This is a genomic window from Roseomonas sp. E05 (genome assembly GCF_030063475.1).
Classification (GTDB): Bacteria; Pseudomonadota; Alphaproteobacteria; order Acetobacterales; family Acetobacteraceae; genus Pseudoroseomonas.
On the sequence record NZ_JASIRT010000008.1, the window covers coordinates 87,145 to 105,630 of the forward strand.

The 18,486-nt window shown below is 69.4% G+C and carries 15 protein-coding genes; 9 read left to right on the forward strand and 6 right to left on the reverse strand.

Annotated features, from left to right (window positions below; translation table 11 throughout):
- Nucleotides 1–44: 44 nt before the first annotated feature.
- The 5 genes from QMO56_RS10815 (at nt 45) to QMO56_RS10835 (ending at nt 5,623) form a co-directional block, all read left to right on the forward strand.
- Nucleotides 45–2,741, forward strand: coding sequence for a chemotaxis protein CheW (locus QMO56_RS10815; protein ID WP_283525621.1), 2,697 nt, complete (start codon nt 45–47; stop codon nt 2,739–2,741).
- Between the two features lie 63 nt (nt 2,742–2,804).
- Nucleotides 2,805–3,242, forward strand: a complete 438-nt coding sequence (locus tag QMO56_RS10820) for a chemotaxis protein CheW (RefSeq protein WP_283525622.1) — start codon at nt 2,805–2,807, stop codon at nt 3,240–3,242.
- 13 nt (nt 3,243–3,255) lie between these two features.
- The gene (locus tag QMO56_RS10825) at nt 3,256–3,645 is read left to right on the forward strand and encodes a PleD family two-component system response regulator (RefSeq protein ID WP_283525623.1); all 390 of its coding nucleotides are present in this window, start codon (nt 3,256–3,258) and stop codon (nt 3,643–3,645) included.
- Nucleotides 3,646–3,647: 2 nt separating this feature from the next.
- Nucleotides 3,648–4,811 (forward strand): chemotaxis response regulator protein-glutamate methylesterase, encoded by a 1,164-nt coding sequence (locus QMO56_RS10830; protein ID WP_408906522.1) that lies wholly within the window; start codon nt 3,648–3,650, stop codon nt 4,809–4,811.
- A complete protein-coding gene (locus QMO56_RS10835) occupies nt 4,808–5,623 on the forward strand; it encodes a protein-glutamate O-methyltransferase CheR (RefSeq protein ID WP_283525625.1) in 816 nt (271 codons plus the stop codon). The genes QMO56_RS10830 and QMO56_RS10835 overlap by 4 nt, the downstream gene beginning before the upstream one ends.
- Before the next feature lie 48 nt (nt 5,624–5,671).
- On the opposite strand, the gene ctrA is transcribed toward QMO56_RS10835, so the two are convergent.
- The 3 genes from ctrA to QMO56_RS10850 all read right to left on the reverse strand — a co-directional run bounded on the left by ctrA (nt 5,672) and on the right by QMO56_RS10850 (nt 9,295).
- On the reverse strand, nt 5,672–6,409 hold the full coding sequence (gene ctrA / locus QMO56_RS10840; protein ID WP_283525627.1) for a response regulator transcription factor CtrA: 738 nt from the start codon (nt 6,407–6,409) through the stop codon (nt 5,672–5,674).
- A 382-nt stretch (nt 6,410–6,791) separates the two neighbouring features.
- Nucleotides 6,792–7,856, reverse strand: a complete 1,065-nt coding sequence (cydB, locus tag QMO56_RS10845) for a cytochrome d ubiquinol oxidase subunit II (RefSeq protein WP_283525628.1) — start codon at nt 7,854–7,856, stop codon at nt 6,792–6,794.
- A gap of 11 nt (nt 7,857–7,867) precedes the next feature.
- Nucleotides 7,868–9,295 (reverse strand): cytochrome ubiquinol oxidase subunit I, encoded by a 1,428-nt coding sequence (locus tag QMO56_RS10850; RefSeq protein ID WP_283525630.1) that lies wholly within the window; start codon nt 9,293–9,295, stop codon nt 7,868–7,870.
- Nucleotides 9,296–9,466: 171 nt separating this feature from the next.
- Between QMO56_RS10850 and QMO56_RS10855 the strand changes: the two genes are divergently transcribed.
- From QMO56_RS10855 to QMO56_RS10870, 4 genes are all read left to right on the forward strand, one after another.
- Nucleotides 9,467–10,243 carry an SDR family NAD(P)-dependent oxidoreductase gene (locus QMO56_RS10855; RefSeq protein ID WP_283525632.1) on the forward strand — a complete coding sequence of 259 codons (777 nt, stop codon included), beginning with the start codon at nt 9,467–9,469 and terminating at the stop codon, nt 10,241–10,243.
- Nucleotides 10,244–10,350: 107 nt separating this feature from the next.
- The gene (hisD, locus tag QMO56_RS10860) at nt 10,351–11,637 is read left to right on the forward strand and encodes a histidinol dehydrogenase (protein WP_283525634.1); all 1,287 of its coding nucleotides are present in this window, start codon (nt 10,351–10,353) and stop codon (nt 11,635–11,637) included.
- A 1-nt stretch (nt 11,638) separates the two neighbouring features.
- Complete coding sequence (locus tag QMO56_RS10865; protein WP_283525636.1) at nt 11,639–12,664, forward strand: LacI family DNA-binding transcriptional regulator; 1,026 nt, start codon at nt 11,639–11,641, stop codon at nt 12,662–12,664.
- A gap of 102 nt (nt 12,665–12,766) precedes the next feature.
- Nucleotides 12,767–14,869: a methyl-accepting chemotaxis protein gene (locus tag QMO56_RS10870; protein ID WP_283525638.1), complete on the forward strand. Its 2,103-nt coding sequence runs from the start codon at nt 12,767–12,769 to the stop codon at nt 14,867–14,869.
- 32 nt (nt 14,870–14,901) lie between these two features.
- Here QMO56_RS10870 and QMO56_RS10875 read toward each other — a convergent pair whose 3' ends face one another.
- From QMO56_RS10875 to QMO56_RS10885, 3 genes are all read right to left on the reverse strand, one after another.
- Nucleotides 14,902–16,287 carry a GntP family permease gene (locus tag QMO56_RS10875; protein WP_283525639.1) on the reverse strand — a complete coding sequence of 462 codons (1,386 nt, stop codon included), beginning with the start codon at nt 16,285–16,287 and terminating at the stop codon, nt 14,902–14,904.
- 91 nt (nt 16,288–16,378) lie between these two features.
- Complete coding sequence (locus QMO56_RS10880) at nt 16,379–17,323, reverse strand: 3-hydroxyacyl-CoA dehydrogenase (RefSeq protein ID WP_283525640.1); 945 nt, start codon at nt 17,321–17,323, stop codon at nt 16,379–16,381.
- Nucleotides 17,320–18,375, reverse strand: coding sequence for a LacI family DNA-binding transcriptional regulator (locus QMO56_RS10885; protein ID WP_283525642.1), 1,056 nt, complete (start codon nt 18,373–18,375; stop codon nt 17,320–17,322). Before QMO56_RS10885 ends, QMO56_RS10880 begins: the two co-directional genes overlap by 4 nt.
- Nucleotides 18,376–18,486 lie beyond the last annotated feature (111 nt).

Genomic DNA, 18,486 nt, shown 5'->3' on the forward strand with positions numbered 1-18,486 from the left:
TCAGGCGCACAGGGTGATGCAAATCCAGCCCGCCGGGGACCGCGATGGACGACCTTCTCGCCGATTTTCTGACCGAAACCAATGAAGGGCTCGCAGCGCTAGATGGCGCGCTGCTGAAGCTTGAAAAGGCACCGGACGACCGCCCGACGCTCTCGGAGATCTTTCGGAACGTCCACACGATCAAAGGCACTTGCGGCTTTCTGGGCCTCTCGCGGCTTGAGAAGGTGGCGCACGCGGCAGAGAACGTTCTGGGCAAGTACCGCGAAGGATCGCTGAAGGTGACGCCGGAGGGCATCACGCTGATCCTCTCGGCGCTCGACTGCCTCAAGAGCATCGTTGCCGGCATCGAGTCCACTGGCAGCGAGCCGGTGGGCGACGACACCCAGCTGATCGCGGCGCTGGACGCCGCCTGGCGTGGCGAACTGCCGGTGGCGCCCTCCGTCGCTCCGCGCTCTGCCTCCGCCGAGCCGGAACCTGTGGCGGCCGAGCCGGCTCCCGAATTCGCCGAGCCGCCGCCGCCCGAACCCGTTGCCGAGGCCCCGGCCGAGCCGTCGCCTGCGGCAATACCGACGCCGGCGCCGGCGCCGGCGCCGGCGCCGGTGCCCGCGCCGGCGCCTGCCGCGCGGGTGGAGGCGGAGGCCGAGCCCGCTGCTCCCGCGCCGGCCGCCGCGCAGGGCGCTGCCGCCACGGCCGCGCCGCCGCAGACGATCCGCGTCTCGGTGGACGTGCTGGAGGATCTGATGACGCTGGTCAGCGAGCTGGTGCTGACCCGCAACCAGCTCCTGCAGCTCGTGCGTGCCCGCAACGACTCGGCGCTGACCGTGCCGCTGCAGCGCCTGTCACACATCACCTCCGAGCTGCAGGAAGGCGTGATGAAGACGCGCATGCAGCCGATCGGCAATGCCTGGCAGAAGCTGCCGCGTATCGTGCGCGACCTCGCCAATGAACTCGGCAAGAAGATCGAGCTGGTGATGAAGGGCGCCGAGACCGAGCTGGACCGGCAGGTGCTCGAACTGATCAAGGACCCGCTGACGCACATGGTGCGCAACAGCGGCGACCATGGGCTGGAGACTCCTGAGCAGCGCCGCGCCGCCGGCAAGCCTGAGGTCGGCCGCATCACGCTGAACGCCTACCACGAGGGCGGGCACATCATCATCGAGATCGGCGATGACGGGCGCGGCCTCTCGGTCGAGAAGATCAAGGCGAAGGTGCTCTCGCAGGGGCTCACCACCGAGGCCGAGCTGGCCGGGATGAGCGAGCGGGAGGTCCAGCACTTCATCTTCCGCGCCGGCTTCTCCACCGCCGCCGCCATCACCTCGGTCTCCGGCCGCGGCGTCGGCATGGACGTGGTGAAGACCAATGTCGAGAAGATCGGCGGCACCATCGAGCTGCGCTCGGTGGAGGGCAAGGGCACGACCTTCTTCATCAAGATCCCGCTGACGCTGGCGATCGTCTCGGCGCTGATCGTCGAGGCGGGCGGCGAGCGCTTCGCCATCCCGCAGATCGGCGTGGTGGAGCTGGTGCGGGCGAGCGGCAATTCCGAGGGCGCGCAGATCGAGCGCATCCACGAAACGCCGGTGATGCGTCTGCGCGAGCGGCTGCTGCCGCTGGTCTCGCTGTCGCGCCTTCTGCAACTCGAGTCCGAGGGGGCGGAGCCGGCGAAGGACGAGGGCTTCGTCGTCGTCACCCAGGTCGGCGCCAATGTCTTCGGCATCATCGTCGACAAGGTATTCGACACCGAGGAGATCGTCGTGAAGCCGGTGGCGCCGATCCTGCGCCACGTGACGATGTTCAGCGGCAACACCATCCTCGGCGATGGCAGCGTCATCATGATCCTCGACCCGAACGGGATCGCGCGTGCCACCGGCGTTGGTGCCGACGGGCCGAGTGAGGAACTCGCGCAGGCCGCTGCCGGCCTGCGTGGCACGCGCTCCTCCGAGCGCACCGCGCTGCTGCTGTTCCGTGCCGGCGACGACACGCCGAAGGCGGTGCCGCTCGGGCTGGTCGCGCGGCTGGAGGACCTGCCGGTCGAGAGCATCGAGCATTCCGGCGGCAAGACGCTGGTGCAGTACCGCGGCAAGCTGATGCCGCTGGTCTCGATGTCCGGCGGCTGGGTGCCGCCCGAGTCGGGTCGGCGCCAGGCGGTGCTGGTGTTCAACGATCGCGACCGCGCCATGGGGCTGATGGTGGATGCCATCCTCGACGTGGTCGAGGAGCATATGAACATCGAAGGCGCTTCCGAGCAGCCTGGCTTCCTCGGCAGTGCCGTGATCTGCGGCAAGGTGACGGACATCATCGACTGCGCCTGGTGGCTGCATCAGGCGGGCGACGACTGGTTCCGCCAGTCCGGCGCGGCCATGGCGCCAAAGCGCGTGCTGCTGGTGGAAGACAGCGCCTTCTTCCGCCATCTGCTGGTGCCCGGCCTGACCGCCGCCGGCTACGAGGTGACGGCGGTGGACAGCGGCAATCAGGCGCTGCTGATGCGCGAACAGGGCGCAATCTTCGACATCATCGTCTCCGACATCGAGATGCCGGATCTGGATGGTCTCGGCCTGGCGCGCGCGGTGCGCGAGAGCGGGCCGTGGCAGGATCTGCCGCTGGTGGCGCTGAGCGGCCGCGTGGATGGTGAGCGAATGCGCCTCGCCAGAGACGCCGGATTTACCACTTACGTTGGAAAATCGGACCGCGAGGCGCTGCTCGCCTCGCTGCGCGAGTGCCTTGCCGCGCCCAGCATGGCCTGAGGAGCACGAAAGATGGAAACCGAGACGCGGTCTGCCCCCAAGGCGCGGAGCAGCGCAGCCGTGATGACTGACAGCGCGGCGGAGATGTTCCTGACGCTCACCGTGGCCGGCCAGCTTTGCGGCGTGCCCGTGCTGGCCGTGCGGGACATCCTGGCGGCGCAGGCCATCACCCGGGTGCCGCTCGCGCCGCGCGAGGTGGCGGGCAGCCTCAATCTGCGCGGCCGGATCGTCACCGCGATAGACCTTCGGCGCCGCCTCGGCCTGCCGCCCCGCGCCCCTGGCGCGCCGGCACCGATGAGCGTCGTGGTGGAGCAGGGCGGCGAACTCTACAGCCTGCTTTCCGATTCGGTTGGCGAGGTGCTGCCACTGCGCGCCAGTGGCTTTGCCGGCAACCCGCCGACGCTTGATCCGGTCTGGCGGGAGGTGTCGCGTGCCGTGCACCGGCAGGACGACCGCTTGCTGATCGTGCTCGACGTGGATCGCATCCTGGCGATCGGCTGAAGGAGAGGGTGTGATGGAAGGTGAGATGACCTGCCTGGTGGTGGATGACAGCCGCGTCGTCCGCAAGGCGGCGCGGCGTATCATGGAGCGCCATGGCTTCTCCGTGCGCGAGGCCGAGGACGGTCAACAGGCGCTGCTGGCCTGCCGCGAGTCCCTGCCGCGGCTGGTGCTGCTGGACTGGAACATGCCCGTCATGACGGGGCTTGAATTCCTCCAGGCGGCCCGTGCCGAGTTCGGCCCGGACAAGCCGCTCATCATGCTCTGCACGACCGAGAGCGAGCTGGAGCGCATCATCACCGCGCTCAACGCCGGAGCGCAGGAATACATCATGAAGCCGTTCGACGACGAGATCGTCACCGGCAAGCTGGTGCAGCTGGGCCTGCTGGAAGAAGCGGAGCCGTGACGGTGCAGCCCCTTGCGGTGGCCGCGTCGCCGAAGGTGCGGGTGATGCTGTGCGATGACAGCAGCACGGTCCGTTCCGTCTTTGCCCGCCTCCTGGAGGCCGACCCCTCGATTCAGGTGGTGGCGCGGGCCGGCGATGGGCAGGAAGCGCTGGCCACGCTTCAGAGCCTGCCGGCCGAGGCGCGGCCGCATGTCATTCTGCTCGACCTCGAAATGCCGGTGATGGATGGCATGACGGCGCTGCCGCTGCTGCTGAAGGTGCAGCCGGGGCTGGCGGTCATCGTGGCCAGCGCCCTGACGCAGCGTGGCGCCGAGGCGACCATGGCCGCGATGCGCGCCGGTGCGGCCGACTACGTGCCGAAGCCCTCCGCTGCCGCGGGAGGCATGAACGACCCCACCTTCCGGGCGGATCTGCTGGCGAAGGTGAAAGGCTGGGCGCGGATGCGGGGAGGCGCCATGACCCGGCCGGCGGCGGCGCGGCCTGCTGTGCCCCGTCCGACCTTGGCCCGGCCGGCCGCCACGCCGCCCGCCGCCGCGCCGCGCGCCGCGCTCGGCCTGCGGCCCCGGCCGCGGCTGTTGGCCATCGGTTCCTCGACCGGCGGGCCGCAGGCGCTCGCCGCCTTCGTGCGGCGGCTGACGGCACCGGTACCGGTGCCGATCGTCATCGTGCAGCACATGCCGGCCGGCTTTACGGCCATGCTGGCCGACCATCTGGCACGCCTCGGCGGGCCATCCGCCGCTGAGGCGAAGGATGGCGAGATGCTGCAGGCCGGGCGCATCTATGTCGCGCCCGGGGACCGGCATTTGCTGGTGGAGAACAGCCCGTCCGGGCTGGTGGCGCGGCTGACCACCGACCCGCCGGAGAATTTCTGCCGCCCTGCCGTGGACCCGATGCTGCGCAGCGCCGCGGAGGCCTGCGAGGGACGGGTGCTGGCAGTGATCCTGACCGGCATGGGGCAGGATGGAATGCTCGGCTGCAAGGCCGTCGCCGCCGCTGGCGGGACGGTACTGGCGCAGGACGAGTCTTCAAGCGTCGTCTGGGGCATGCCCGGCGCCGTGGCGAAGGCCAAGCTGGCGGAGGCTTTGCTGCCGCCGGAGCAACTGGCCGAAAGGGTATTGGCGCAATTCGGAGCGGCGGGACTGAGCGCTGCCGGAGGGGTGGCATGAACGCGGAGAGTTTTGCCTCGATTGCGGCGCTGGTGAAGGCGCGTTCCGGAATCGTGCTGACGCCGGACAAGGAATACATGCTGGACACACGTCTGGCGCCAATCCTGAAGCAGGAAGGAATCGCCAGCCTGGATGCCCTGGCCTTGCGGCTGCGGGACAGCCGGTCCGAAGTGCTGGCACGGGCCGTTACCGAGGCACTGACCACCAACGAAAGCAGCTTCTTCCGGGACGGTAAGCCCTTCGATCATCTCCGGCGGCTGCTGCCGAAGCTGATGGCGATGCGGCCGCCTGGTCATCGTCTGCGCATCTGGTCCGCCGCCTCCTCGACTGGGCAGGAGGCCTATTCGGTCGCGATGATCCTGACCGATCTCGGCATCCGCCAAGCCGAGATCGTCGGCACCGACCTGTCGCGGGAGGTGGTGGCGCGCGCCCGCGAGGGGCTGTTCACGCAGTTCGAGGTGCAGCGCGGCCTGCCCGTGCAGTATCTGGTGAAGCACTTCCGGCAGGAGAGTGGGAAGTGGCGCATCGTGCCTGAGTTGCGCAGCATGGTGCGCTTCGAGGAGCGCAACCTGCTGGACGAGCATCGGTCGCTGGGCCGCTTCGACGTCATCTTCTGCCGCAACGTGCTGATCTATTTCGATCCGCCCACAAAGGGCAAGGTGCTCAACGCGCTGGCGGCGCAGCTCGCTCCGGATGGCGTGCTCTATCTGGGCGGCGCCGAAACGGTATTGGGACTGACGGAGCGGCTGATAGCCGTGCCGGGCGAGCGGGGGGTCTATGCCCCCGCCGTCCAGCGCGCGGCGGCGGGCTGAAGTGGGGAGGGCGGGGTGGACGCTAAGGGCATCACCCCGCCCGCCTGCTCAGGCCAGGACCTGCGGCTGCCCATGCGCCGGCGCCTCCGGCATCGGGAAGCGGCTGCTGAGGGAGGCCGGGTCGCGCAGCACATAACCGCGGCCCCAGACGGTGCCGATCAGCTCGCCGGCGCCGGCCTGGGCCAGCTTCTTGCGCAGCTTGCAGATGAAGACGTCGATGATCTTCGCCTCAGGCTCGTCGATGCCGCCATAGAGGTGGTTCAGGAACACCTCCTTGGTGAGCACCAGGCCCTTGCGCAGGACCAGCAGCTCCAGGATGGCATATTCCTTGCCCGTCAGGTGCACCGGGCGGTCGCCCACCCGGACTTCGCGCGATCCGAGGTTGAGCGTCAGCGGGCCGACGGCCAGGGTCGGCTGGCTGAAGCCTTTGGCGCGGCGGATGATGGCCTGCACGCGGGCCATCAGCTCCTGCTGGTCGAAGGGCTTGGTGATGAAGTCGTCGGCGCCCATGCCGAAAGCCTTCACCTTCGCCTGCGGGCGGGACAGGCCGGAGAGGATCAGCACCGGCGTCTCGACGCGGTTGCTGCGCAGGCGGCGAACCACCTCGTAACCCTCCATGTCCGGCAGCATGATGTCCAGCACGACGATGTCGTAGTCGTAGAGGGCGGCGAGTTCGAGCGCCTCCTCGCCGGTGCTGGCCGTGTCGGTGATCATGGATGCTGCGCGCAGCATCATCGCGATCCCGCGGGCGGTGGTGAGATCATCCTCAACCAGAAGAACACGCATCCTTCGCATCCCCACAATCTATGCGTGCAGTTTTACCACTTTTGCGCGAGCCAGGAAGGGGTTTTTCATCTTTGAGACGTATCAAAAACATATACACAGTTTAAAAATACGGTCTCTCAGGGCGGATGCGCAGTAGTTTGGATGCAAAACGAAATTTATTCCTAAAATTTTGAATAAAGTATCAAAAAATACGCAAATCTTCAGCTCAGTGCGGCGGCCGGCTGGTCTGCGATTCTGCACGTCAAGGTTGTGCTGTGGGAAAGCGCGGAGATTCAGCCGCCCTGCAAGGCGCAGCGGACGGCCAGGGCTGCCGACTCCACGGCCAGGAGGCCTGCAAGCCACAGCATCGCCAGTCCGGCCAGGCGCCAAAGCGCCGACCGCATCAGTGATAGCCTTCGCCGATCCGTACCTTCCCGCGGAACAGCCAATAGGTGTAGGCCGTGTAGGCCAGGATGATCGGGATCAGCACCGAGGCCCCGACCAGCAGGAAACCCTGCGAGGCAGGCGAAGCGGCGGCTTCCCAGATGCTGATCGAGGGGGGCACGATGTTCGGCCAGAGGCTGATGCCCAGCCCCGTATAGGAGAGGAAGAACCAGCCCAGCGCGCACAGGAAGGGTGCGCCGTCCCGCCAGCGGAAGTTCCGGCCGGTGGGGTCGTGCGGCGCCTCGGCCTCGCGCGCTTCGGTGGCCTCGATGGCGCGGAAGAAGCGCCAGGCCAGGAGCGCCACCAGGATCGGCACCGGCGCGGCCAGCAGCATCCACGGCAGCGTGAACCAGCGCTCGAAGAAAGCGGGCTGCAGGAAGGGCATGATCAGGCTGACCAGGGTGATGAAGGTCAGTGTCGCCACGCCCAGCCGCCGCGCCATGCGGCGCGCCTTGGCAGCAAGCGCGCCCTCGGTCTTCCAGATCAACCAGCAGGCACCGAGCAGGCCATAGCCTACCAGCAGGGCGAGACCGGTCAGGAGCGAGAAGGGGGTCAGCCAGTCCCACCAGCCGCCGGCATAGGCGCGGTTCTCCACCCGGATGCCCTGCACCAGCGCGCCCAGCGCGATGCCCTGGCAGAAGGTGGCCACGTAGCTGCCCCAGGAGAAGGCGCGGTCCCACCAGGTCTGCGCGCGCGTCGTGCGCGTCTTGAAGCGCATCTCGAAAGAGACGCCGCGGAAGATCAGCGCCAGCAGCATCAGGATCAGCGGCATATAGAGGGCTGGGAAGATGGTGGCATAGGCCAGTGGGAAGACCGCCAGCAGGCCTGCGCCGCCGAGCACCAGCCAGGTCTCGTTGCCGTCCCAGACCGGCGCCACCGAGTTCACCATCACGTCCCGTTCGTCCTTGTGGGTGAACCAGGGGAACAGGATGCCGAGGCCCAGGTCGAAGCCGTCCATGCAGACATAGAGAAAGACGGCGGTGGCGATCAGAATGGCCCAGATCAGGGGAAGGGATTCTTCCATGATGCGCCTCCTCAATGCTGCGGGTGTGGGCCGCCGGCGGAGTGGCGCATCGCCGGCGCCGGAGTGATGCCGCTGGTGCGGATCGGCTGGTTCTCCTCCGGCCCCGGCTCGGCCTCGTGCGGCGGCTGGCTGAACAGGCGGAGCAGGAACCAGATGCCGGCGCCGAAGACGATGAAATAGACCAGGATGAAGCCCAGCAACGAAACGCTGACCGCCGGCGCCGCCAGCGGCGAGACGCTCTCGGCGGTGCGCAGCAGGCCATAGACGGTGAAGGGCTGCCGCCCCGCCTCGGTGGTCACCCAGCCGGCGATGACGGCGAAGAGCCCGGCCGGCCCCATCGCCACCGCCACGCGGAGGAAGGGCCGGGCATCGTAGAGCCGGCCGCGCCAGCGGAGAAAGAGCGAGACCAGCCCCAGCATGGCCATCGCGGTACCGAGCCCGACCATCACCCGGAAGGCCCAGAAGACCAGCGGCACGTCGGTGGGACGGACGTCGGGCGGAAAGTCCTTCAGGCCGGGCGTCTCGCCGTTCAACTCATGTGTCAGAATGAGGGCCGAGAGTTTCGGCACCTCCAGCAGCACATGGGTTTCCTCCGCCGCCATGTCGGGCTGGCCGAGCAGGATCAGCGGCGCGCCGCGCTGCCGTTCCCAGTGGCCCTCCATGGCGGCCACCTTCTGCGGCTGGTGTTCCAGCGTGTTCAGCCCGTGCATGTCGCCAATGAAGATCTGAATCGGCGCGACGATCGCGGCCATCCACATTGCCATCGAGAACATCTTGCGGGCGCCGGCGTTGCGGCTGTCGCGCAGCAGGTGGAAGGCGCCCACGCCGCCGACGATGAAGGCGGTGGTCAGATAGGCCGCGGTGACAGTGTGCACGAAGCGGAAGGGGAAGGAGGGATTGAAGATGATCGCCCACCAGTCCTCCGGCATGAAGCGGCCATCCGGCGCGATGCTGTAGCCCTGCGGCGTATGCATCCAGGAATTGGCCGAGAGGATCCAGAAGGCCGAGATCAGCGTGCCAAGCGCGACCAGGCAGGTGGCGGTGAAGTGCAGCCCCTTGCCGAGGCGCTCCAGCCCGAACAGCATGATGCCGAGGAAACCAGCCTCCAGGAAGAAGGCGGTCAGCACCTCATAGCCCATGACGGGGCCGATCACGTTGCCGACCCGGTCGGAGAACACCGACCAGTTGGTGCCGAATTGGTAGGACATGACGACGCCGGAGACGACGCCCATGGCGAAGGCGATGGCGAAGACCTTCAGCCAGTAGCGGAACAGGTCGAGATAGGCCGCGCGGCCGGTGGCGAGCCACAGCCCCTCCAGCACCATCAGGAAGCTGGCCAGCCCGATGGTGAAGGCGGGGAACAGGAAATGGAAGGAAACGGTGAAGGCGAACTGAAACCGTGCCAGATCCAGCGCGCTCGGCAGGAACTCCCAGCCCATCACGACACTCCGTCACAAGGTGACATTTGGAGGCGAGGCTGAAGCCGCGAGGTTCCAGCCATGGTGCCATTCCGCATCTGAGGTGGAATTTGCACGCCGGAAGGTCCGGGCGATAGGTAGGTGCCGTTTACAATCCGCGCCCCGGTGCCGGGCGCTGCACCGGAGGACGCCATGTCGGACGCCATCACCTTGCCCCGGACCCCCTCGCTGCGGCTCGACGGGCGGCGGGCCCTGGTGACCGGGGCGGGGCGGGGCATCGGCCTGGCCGCCGCCGCTGCACTGGCCGAGGCGGGTGCGCATGTGGCCCTGGTGGCCCGCAGCGCCGCCGAGATCGAGGGTGCGGCGGGTGCCATCCGCCGCGCTGGCGGCTCGGCCGAGGCACTGCCGCTCGATGTCGCGGATGCGGCCGCCGTGGAGGCAGCGCTGACGGCGCGCGAGCCCTTTGACATTCTCGTGAACAACGCCGGCACCAACCGCCCCGCCCCCTTCCTGGAGGTGAAGCCGGAGGATTTCGACACGGTGGTCGGCCTGAACCTGCGGGCCGCCTTCTTCATGGCGCAGGCGGTGGCGAAGCGGCTGGCGGCCGCAGGGAAGCCGGGCTCGATCATCCAGATGTCCTCGCAGATGGGGCATGTCGGCGGCCCGCGGCGCAGCGTCTACTGCGCAACGAAGCACGCGTTGGAGGGCATGACAAAGGCCATGGCCATTGAGCTTGGCCCGCTCGGCATCCGCGTGAACACCATCTGCCCCACCTTCATCGAGACGCCGCTGACGCGGCCATTCTTCGAGGAACCGGCTTTCCGCGAATGGGTTCTTTCAAAGATCAAGCTCGGCCGCCTCGGGCAGGTGGAGGACCTGATGGGTGCGGTGGTGTTCCTGGCCTCCGATGCCTCGGCGCTGATGACCGGCAGCGCCATGCTGCTGGATGGCGGCTGGACGGCCGAGTAGCGCCTCACGGGAAGCGTGATTGCATACGGATGCAAAGTCGCTTGCATCCGTATGCAAAGCCGCTCCAGAGTGGCGCCACGAACCGCCAGCCGAGGGAAGGGAACGGCATGATCCGCTATCTCAAGAAGGGTGCCGAAGCGGCCGAGACCGCCGAGTACGACCGCAAGGTCCGCCAGACCGTCGAGGGCATCCTGGCCGATGTCGAGGCGCGCGGCGATGCCGCGGTGCGTGAGCTGTCGGAGAAGTTCGACAAATGGACGCCTGAGAGCTTCCGCCTTTCGCAGGAGCAGATCCAGGCGCTGATCGACAGCCTGCCCGCGCAGGTCATCGAGGACATCAAGTTCGCGCAGAGCCAGATCCGCCGCTTCGCCGAGGCGCAGAAGGCCTGCCTGAAGGACCTGGAGATCGAGACGCTGCCGGGCGTTACGCTTGGCCACAAGAACATCCCGGTGGAGAGCGTCGGCTGCTACATCCCCGGCGGCCGCTACCCGATGGTGGCCTCGGCGCATATGAGCGTGCTGACCGCCAAGGTGGCCGGCGTGCCGCGCGTCATCGCCTGCACTCCGCCGCTGAACGGGCAGGCGCCCGCCGCCACGGTCGCCGCCATGGCGATGGCCGGCGCCGATGAGATCTACCTGCTCGGCGGCATTCAGGCCGTCGCCGCCATGGCGCTCGGCACCGAGACGGTCAAGCCGGTGGACATGCTGGTCGGTCCCGGCAACGCCTTTGTCGCGGAGGCGAAGCGGCAGCTCTACGGACGCGTCGGCATCGATCTCTTCGCCGGCCCGACGGAGACGCTGGTGATCGCCGACGACACGGTGGATGCCGAGATCTGCGCCACCGACCTGCTGGGTCAGGCGGAGCACGGCCCGACCTCGCCGGCGGTGCTGCTGACCACCTCGAAGAAGATCGCCGAGGGCATCGAGGCCGAGATCCAGCGCCAGCTCAAGGTGCTGCCGACGGCTGACATCGCCAGCGTCTCCTGGCGCGACCACGGGCAGGTCATCCTCTGCGACACCGACGAGGAGATGCTGCAGGTGGCGGATGACATTGCCTCCGAGCATGTGCAGGTGATGACGAAGAACCCGCGCTGGTTCCGCGACAACATGCGCAATTACGGCGCGCTGTTCCTTGGCCCCGAGACCAATGTGGCCTATGGCGACAAGGTGATCGGCACCAACCACACCCTGCCGACCAAGAAGGCGGCACGCTACACCGGTGGCCTCTGGGTCGGTAAGTTCATCAAGACCTGCACCTGGCAGGAGGTGAAGCCGGAGGCCTCGGCGATGGTGGGCGAGTACTGCTCGCGCCTCTGCGCCATCGAGAACTTCGCCGGCCACAAGGAGCAGGCGGACATCCGCGTGCGCCGCTACGGCGGCAAGAACGCCGCCTGAAATGGAGGTCGCGCCGCGCCCGCCCGCCACGCCTGCATCACCGACGGTGATCACGGCGCGCGAGCTGGCGCGGCATCTCGGCGTCTCGCAGTCCATGGTGTCCCGGGCCTTCAGTCCGGGCGCCTCGATCGCGCCGGAGATGCGGGCGCGGGTGCTGCGCGCGGCCGAGGAGCTGGGCTACCGGCCCAATGTCATTGCCGCCGCGCTGTCACGCCGGCGCAGCAGCATCGTCGCCATCGTCATGGCGGAGCTGACCAACCCCTTCTATCCCGCCGTGCTGGAGCAGCTCACCGAGGCCCTGCAGGCGGCCGGGCTGCAGTCGCTGCTCTTCACCGTGCCGCCGGGGCAGCCGGCCGATTCCTGCCTGCCGTTGCTGCGCCAGTACCATGTGGATGCGGTGGTCATCACCTCGGCGAGCCTCTCCTCCGCCGGGGCGGCGGAATGGCTGGGCGACGGGCGCGCCGCCGTGCTGTTCAACCGTACCGCCGCCGGCCCGACGGCGCTCGACAGCGTGGCCTGCGACAACCTGGCTGGCGGGCGCGCGGCCGCCGAGGCGCTGCTGGCGCAAGGCCGCCGGCGGCTCGCCTTTGTGGCGGGACGCGCCGACACCTCGACGAGCCAGGACCGCGAGCGCGGCTTCCGCGCCGCGCTGGCGGAGCGAGGCCTGCCGCCGCCTCTGCGGGTGGAGGCAGGGGACTTCTCCTACGAGGCCGGCCACCGTGCCGCGCTCGCCCTGACGGGAGAGGCCGACGGCATCTTCTTCGCCAACGACATCCTGGCGCTGGGGGGGCTGGATGCACTGCGGCACGAGTCGGGCCTGCGCGTGCCTGCTGATGTGGCGGTGATCGGCTTCGACGACATCCCGATGGCGGCCTGGCCGGCATACCGCCTCACGACGCTGCGCCAGCCCGTCCCCGCCATGGTGGCGCGTGCCGTGGAACTGCTGCAGGCGCGGCTGGGCGGCACGGCGGGACCGCCGCGGGGCGAGCGCCTGCCGGCCGAACTGGTCGCCCGCCAGTCGCTCTAGCTGCCTGCGTCGCAACGGAGAGCAAATAGTAAGGTCCTGAGCGCAAAAAAGCCCTGTTTTCAGAGCCGCTGACAGGCCCCCCTGGGGCCCCGGGGTCCTTCGATGCTTGAGCGCCTGACTCTCCGCCATATCCTTTACGGGGCCATTGGCATCCTTGCCTTTCTCGCGGCCGTCCAGGCTGCGCTGGGCGTACGAACGGCCTTCTCCTCGCGGCAGGCGGCGCTGGCCGCCGACGAGGCCAATGAGGTGACCGATCTCTTCCTCACCGCCGCCGGCGCCTGGGCGCAGGAGCGCGGTGGAACGGCCATGGCGCTTGGTGCGTCGGGGCCCGCCTCCGAGGAGCAGCGCAAGGGGCTGCAGGCCCGGCGCGCCGAGGCCGATGCCGCGCTGGCCCAGGCCCTGGCGCGGCTGCAGGCGGCCGGGCGGGACCGCGGCGCCGCGGTCCGCGATCTCCTCGGCAGGCTCGCCGCCGCCCAGGCGGAGATCGGCCGGCTGCGCGGCCGCGCCGATGCGGCGACGGCGCGCCCGCGCGCGGAACGGGATGCGGCGCTGCCGGCGGCCTGGTGGCAGGGCATGCAAACATTGATCGAGATCTCGCAGGAGCTGCGGCTGGCGCAGGAGACGCGGAGCCATGAGATGGAGGCGCGGCTCGCGCAGCTGAACGCCTTCAAGCACTTCGTCTGGTTGGCCAGCGAGTTCCTGGGCCGCGAGCGCGGTGTGCTCGCCGGCATCCTCGCCAGCGGCGAGGCGATCACGCCCACACGGCTGGAGGAGCTTGCCACCTATCGCGGCCGGGTGGAGACCGCTTCGACGATGCTCGCCGCCGCGGTCGCCACCGGCGATGTCAGCCCTGAGACCGCCGCTGCCACCGAGGCGGTGCGCGCCCGCCTCGCCGGGCCTTTCCAGCAGCTCCGCGCCGCGATCTATGCGGCGGGCACGGCGGGCAGACCCTATCCGGTCGCCGGCGCGGAATGGTGGCAGGAAGCCACGGCGACCATCGAGGCGACGCGCGCGCTCGCCACCGCCGCCGGCAAGGAGGCTGCGCAGCTCGCCGCCGGAGCCTCCGCCCAGGCCCTGACCGGCAGTCTGCTGAACCTGCTCAGCCTGGTTCTGGCGCTGGCCGTCGGCGCCACCGCCCTGCTGGTCGTGGCCAGGCGCGTGGTGCGCCCCGTTGTGGCCATGACAGCCGTGATGCGGCGGCTCGCCACCCGTGACTTCTCGGCCGAGGTGGGCGGCCAGGAACGCCACGACGAAATCGGCGCCATGGCCGACGCCCTGCAGGTCTTCAAACAGGGCATGATGGAGGCCGACCGCCTTTCCGCTGCCCAGCGTGCCGAGCAGGAGGCCAAGGTGGCGCGCGGCGCCCGGATGGACGCGCTGGCGCAGGGCTTCGAGGCGAAGGCGCAGCAGCTCGCCGATGCGCTGGCCTCGGCCGCCACCGAACTGCAGGCCACGGCGCGCTCGATGAGCGGCAGCGCCAGCCAGGCCGGCGAGCAGGCCGGCGCCGTCGCTGCCGCCGCCACACAGGCCAGCACCAATGTGCAGACCGTCGCCGCGGCGGCGGATGAGCTTTCCGCCTCGGTGGTCGAGATCGCGCGGCAGGTGCAGCACTCCAACGCCGTGGCGCGGCGTGCGGCGGAGGGCGCGCAGCATACCGACGCCACGGTGCGGGCCCTTGCCGGCGCCGCCCAGCGCATCGGTGATGTGGTCGGGCTGATCAGCAGCATCGCCGGGCAGACCAACCTGCTGGCGCTGAACGCGACGATCGAGGCGGCGCGGGCGGGCGAGGCCGGCAAAGGTTTCGCCGTGGTCGCCTCGGAGGTGAAGACGCTGGCCTCGCAGACCGCCAAGGCGACCGAGGAGATCGGCAGCCAGATCGCGCAGATCCAGACTGCGACAGGTGAGGCGGTGCAGGCGATTCAGAGCATCGCCGGGGTGATCGACGAGGTGAGCCAGATTGCCGGCGCCATCGCCGCGGCGGTGGAGCAGCAGGGGGCGGCGACGCAGGAGATCGCCCGCAACGTGCAGCAGGCGGCCGCCGGGACCCAGGAAGTGACGCGGCATATCCACGGCGTCTCGCAGGTGGTGGGCGCGACGGGGCATGCCGCCCAGGACGTGCTGACGGCGGCGAATGACGTTTCGCGCCAGTCCGAGACACTCAACCACGAGGTCGCCAGCTTCCTCGCCGGCATCAGGCTGGCCTGAGGGGGCGCGCGAGCCGCGCCCCCGGTACCTTCTTAGAAGCTGCCAAAGGTGCTTCCCAGCACGATGACGGTAATCAGCGCCAGCACCGGGATCACCAGGTTCACCATGAAGATGTCGCCGTAGGAGGTGCGGTGCGTGAGGCCGGTGATGGTCAGCAGCGAGATCACCGCGCCGTTATGGGGCAGCGAGTCGAAGCCGCCCGAGGAGAGGGTGGCGATGCGGTGCAGCAGCTCCGGGTTGATGCCCAGCTCCGCCGCGCGCGCCATGTAGGTGCTGCCGAGCGTGTCCAGCGCGATCGAGAGGCCGCCCGAGGCCGATCCGGTGATGCCCGCCAGTGCGTTCACCGCAATGGCCAGCGAGATGGCGGGCGTGCCCGGCGCGATGGAGACCACCGCATCCCGCACCACGGTGAAGGCAGCCAGGGAGGCGATGACAGCGCCATAGCCCACCTCGCTGGCCGTGTTGAAGATCGGTAGCAGCGAGCCCATCGTGCCCTCGTTGAGCGTCTTCTGCGGGCTGCGGAGATAGCGGCGCTGCAACAGCAGCACGCTCAGGATGGCGCCGACCAGCGCCACGATCAGCGCCCAGGTGCCGATCACTGCCGAGGGCGCGACATTGCCGTAGACCTGCTCGGACAGGTAGGCGAGCTCCATCTCCGGGAAGATGACAAGCGAGAACAGCGCATTGAGGCCGATCACCGTGACGATCGGCAGCATCGCCAGGGCGAAGCCGGGGCGGCCGCTATCCTCGAATTCCGGCAGGTTCTCCTCATGCACGCCATAGCCTTCGCCGGCCGCCTGGGCGCGGCGGGCGCGGGCCTGCAGCCAGGCCAGGCCGCCGAACAGCATGATGCAGCCGGCGATGATGCCAAGGCCCGGCGCGGCGAAGGTGGTGGTGCCGAAGAAGCGCGTGGGGATGGCGTTCTGGATCGCCGGCGTGCCGGGGAAGGCCGTCATGGTGAAGGTGAAGGAGCCGAGCGCAATGGCGGCGGCGATCAGGCGCTTCGGCACACCGGCCTCGCGGAACAGCGCGGCGGCGATCGGGTAGATGGCGAAGGCCACGACGAAGAGCGAGACGCCGCCATAGGTCAGCACGCCGCAGGCCAGCGTCACCGCCGCGATGGCGTGGCGGGCGCCGAGTCGCTGCACGATGGTGTGCGCGATGGTGGTGGAGGAGCCGCTGTCCGCCATCAGCTTCCCGAAGATCGCGCCAAGCATGAAGATCGGGAAGAACAGCACGACATACCTGCCAAGGCTGCTCATGAAGATCTGCGTGTAGGTGGCGAGCAGCGGCCCGCCCTGCGCCAGCAGCACGGCGAAGGCGGCCATGATCGGCGCCAGAACGAGGACGTTCCAGCCACGATAGGCGAAAAACATCAGTCCCGCGAGCGAGAGGACGATGGCGATTGTGCCTAGCAAGGGACGCTCCTTGTACTGTCAGTCGTTGTGGCACGCCGCTCCCGCGGTGCGGACCGGGGCGGGTGGGAAGCGTGGAGGGGAAGGCGCGGGCTCAGTCCGGCTGGCTGCGCAGGTGCTTCACCAGCGCCATCAGGCGCCGGTTGCGCCAGTCGGTGCGGGCTTCGAGCTGATCGGCGGGAAGCACCTTGCGGCGCTCCTGCTCGGCACGGGCGATAGCCTCGGCCGACCAGGGCTGCGGGTCTTTCCGGGAGAGCGCGATGCTGTGGTAGAGCGGCGCCAGCCGGGCCGAATAGTCGGCGATGCCGCCGGGCGCGTTCAGGTCGATGGTCTCGAAGGGGCCCATGAAGGCCCAGCGCAGGCCGAGCCCGTGTGAGACGGTGCGGTCGATGTCGGCGGCGCTGGCCAGCCCGGCCTCGTAGAGCGCCCACGCCTCGTTCAGCAGCGCGCCTTGCAGCCGGTTGAGGATGAAGCCCTCGATCTCGCCGTTCACCACGATCGGCGCCTGGCCCCAGCCCTCCATGGCGGCACGCAGCACCGGCAGGATGTCCGGATCGGTCCAGGGCGCCGGCACCAGCTCGACCAGCGGCACCAGATGCGGCGGGTTCACCGGATGCGCCACCAGGAAGCGCGACCGGTTCTTCAGCCCGGCGGTGAAGGCCGAGGCCGGGATGCCGGAGGAGGAGGAGCCGACGATCGCCTCCGGCCGCATCGCGGCGTCGATGCCGGCGCAGACGTCCCGCTTCACCTCGACGCGCTCCAGCACGGATTCCTGCACGTAGTCGGCGGGGCCGACGGCCTCCTCCAGCGCCTCGCAGACGGTGATGCGGGCCAGCGCCTCATCGACCGAATCCACCAGCCCGGCGCCGCGCATGTCCTCCAGCATGGCGCGGATGCGGCCGGGCATGCGGGCGCGCAGTGCCGGATCGGCGTCGAAGGCGCGCACGGTGGCGCCGCCGCGCGCGAAGACCAGCGCCCAGCCGGAGCCCACCAGCCCCGCGCCGACAATGGCGACGGTGTTCAGGGTATGCGGTGTCATGCTTGGTTCTCCAGGGCTGGGGTGGGGCAGGAAGCAGCGCCGGGCCGGGTGGTGCCACGCACCACCAGCGTGCCGGGCAGGCGAAGGGTGCCACGCGGTGGTGCCTCGCCGGCGGCGGCGCGGGAGACCCAGCCCGTGGCGACCTCGACCATCGCGGGAATGGGCTGGTGCAGCGTCGTCAGGTCGTGCTCCGGCCAGGCGGCCATGGCGATGTCGTCAAAGCCGGCGATGGCGAGGTCCTGCGGGATGCGCAGGCCGAACTCGCGCCGCGCCGCCTGCAGGGCGCCGATGGCCAGGATGTCGTTGGCGCAGAACAGCGCCTCCGGCCGTTCCGGGCCAGCCAGCAGGCGCTGCGCGGCGGCATAGCCGGCGGCATAGGTGAAGGCGCCGGCCGGCGCCTCCTGCGGGCTGGGCAGGCCATGCGCGGCGCAGCGTTCGAGGAAGCCGGCGCGGCGCTCGGCATTGGTCGACGTGTCGGGCCGGCCGGAAAGGAAGGCGAGGCGGCGCGCGCCACTGGCCACCAGATGGTCGGCCATTGCCGCGGCGCCGGCGGCGTTGTCGCAGACCACGGCGCAGGCCTCCTCCCCGGCGGGGGCACGGTTGAAGAACAGCAGCGGCGTGCCGGCGGCGCGGCAGGCGGCGACGGCGTCCGTGGCCAGGGTGGTGGCGAGCACGATGGCGTATTCCGGCCGGTAGGAGAGCAGCAGCCGCAGCGCCGCATCCACCGAGCCGGAGGGCTCCGCCACCACCAGCATGACGTTGAAGCCGGCTTCTTGCAGCGCCTCGGTCAGGCGTGTGAGCACCTGGGGATAGAAGGGGTTCTCCAGGTCGGCGAGCACCACGCCGACGATCCGCGTGCGCCGCGTGATCATGCCGCGGGCCAGGGCATTGGGCTGGTAGCCCAGCTCGCCCGCGCGCTTCAGGACGGTCTGCCGCGTCGCCTCGGCGATGGTGCCGCCGCTGTGGAAGGCGCGCGCCACGGTGGCGACCGACATGCCCAGGTCGCGCGCCAGGTCCTTGATGGTGATGCGAGGCGGTGGCCTAGACGGCATTCCGCGCCGCCCTGCGAAGACGCATGCGTTCCCTCCGATGGCCTGTTTGGCGGCCTTGTTGTCTGGTGGGAGAGAACGTTCTCGGTCCGGGCCGCGCTGTCAATCGCGGGG

Coding starts and splice junctions, on each gene's coding strand:
- QMO56_RS10815 (WP_283525621.1), top strand. CDS start 45: ATGGACGACCTTCTCGCCGATTTTCTGACCGAAACCAATGAAGGGCTC.
- QMO56_RS10820 (WP_283525622.1), top strand. CDS start 2,805: ATGACTGACAGCGCGGCGGAGATGTTCCTGACGCTCACCGTGGCCGGC.
- QMO56_RS10825 (WP_283525623.1), top strand. CDS start 3,256: ATGGAAGGTGAGATGACCTGCCTGGTGGTGGATGACAGCCGCGTCGTC.
- QMO56_RS10835 (WP_283525625.1), top strand. CDS start 4,808: ATGAACGCGGAGAGTTTTGCCTCGATTGCGGCGCTGGTGAAGGCGCGT.
- ctrA (WP_283525627.1), bottom strand. CDS start 6,409: ATGCGTGTTCTTCTGGTTGAGGATGATCTCACCACCGCCCGCGGGATC.
- cydB (WP_283525628.1), bottom strand. CDS start 7,856: ATGGAAGAATCCCTTCCCCTGATCTGGGCCATTCTGATCGCCACCGCC.
- QMO56_RS10850 (WP_283525630.1), bottom strand. CDS start 9,295: ATGGGCTGGGAGTTCCTGCCGAGCGCGCTGGATCTGGCACGGTTTCAG.
- QMO56_RS10855 (WP_283525632.1), top strand. CDS start 9,467: ATGTCGGACGCCATCACCTTGCCCCGGACCCCCTCGCTGCGGCTCGAC.
- hisD (WP_283525634.1), top strand. CDS start 10,351: ATGATCCGCTATCTCAAGAAGGGTGCCGAAGCGGCCGAGACCGCCGAG.
- QMO56_RS10865 (WP_283525636.1), top strand. CDS start 11,639: ATGGAGGTCGCGCCGCGCCCGCCCGCCACGCCTGCATCACCGACGGTG.
- QMO56_RS10870 (WP_283525638.1), top strand. CDS start 12,767: ATGCTTGAGCGCCTGACTCTCCGCCATATCCTTTACGGGGCCATTGGC.
- QMO56_RS10880 (WP_283525640.1), bottom strand. CDS start 17,323: ATGACACCGCATACCCTGAACACCGTCGCCATTGTCGGCGCGGGGCTG.
- QMO56_RS10885 (WP_283525642.1), bottom strand. CDS start 18,375: ATGCCGTCTAGGCCACCGCCTCGCATCACCATCAAGGACCTGGCGCGC.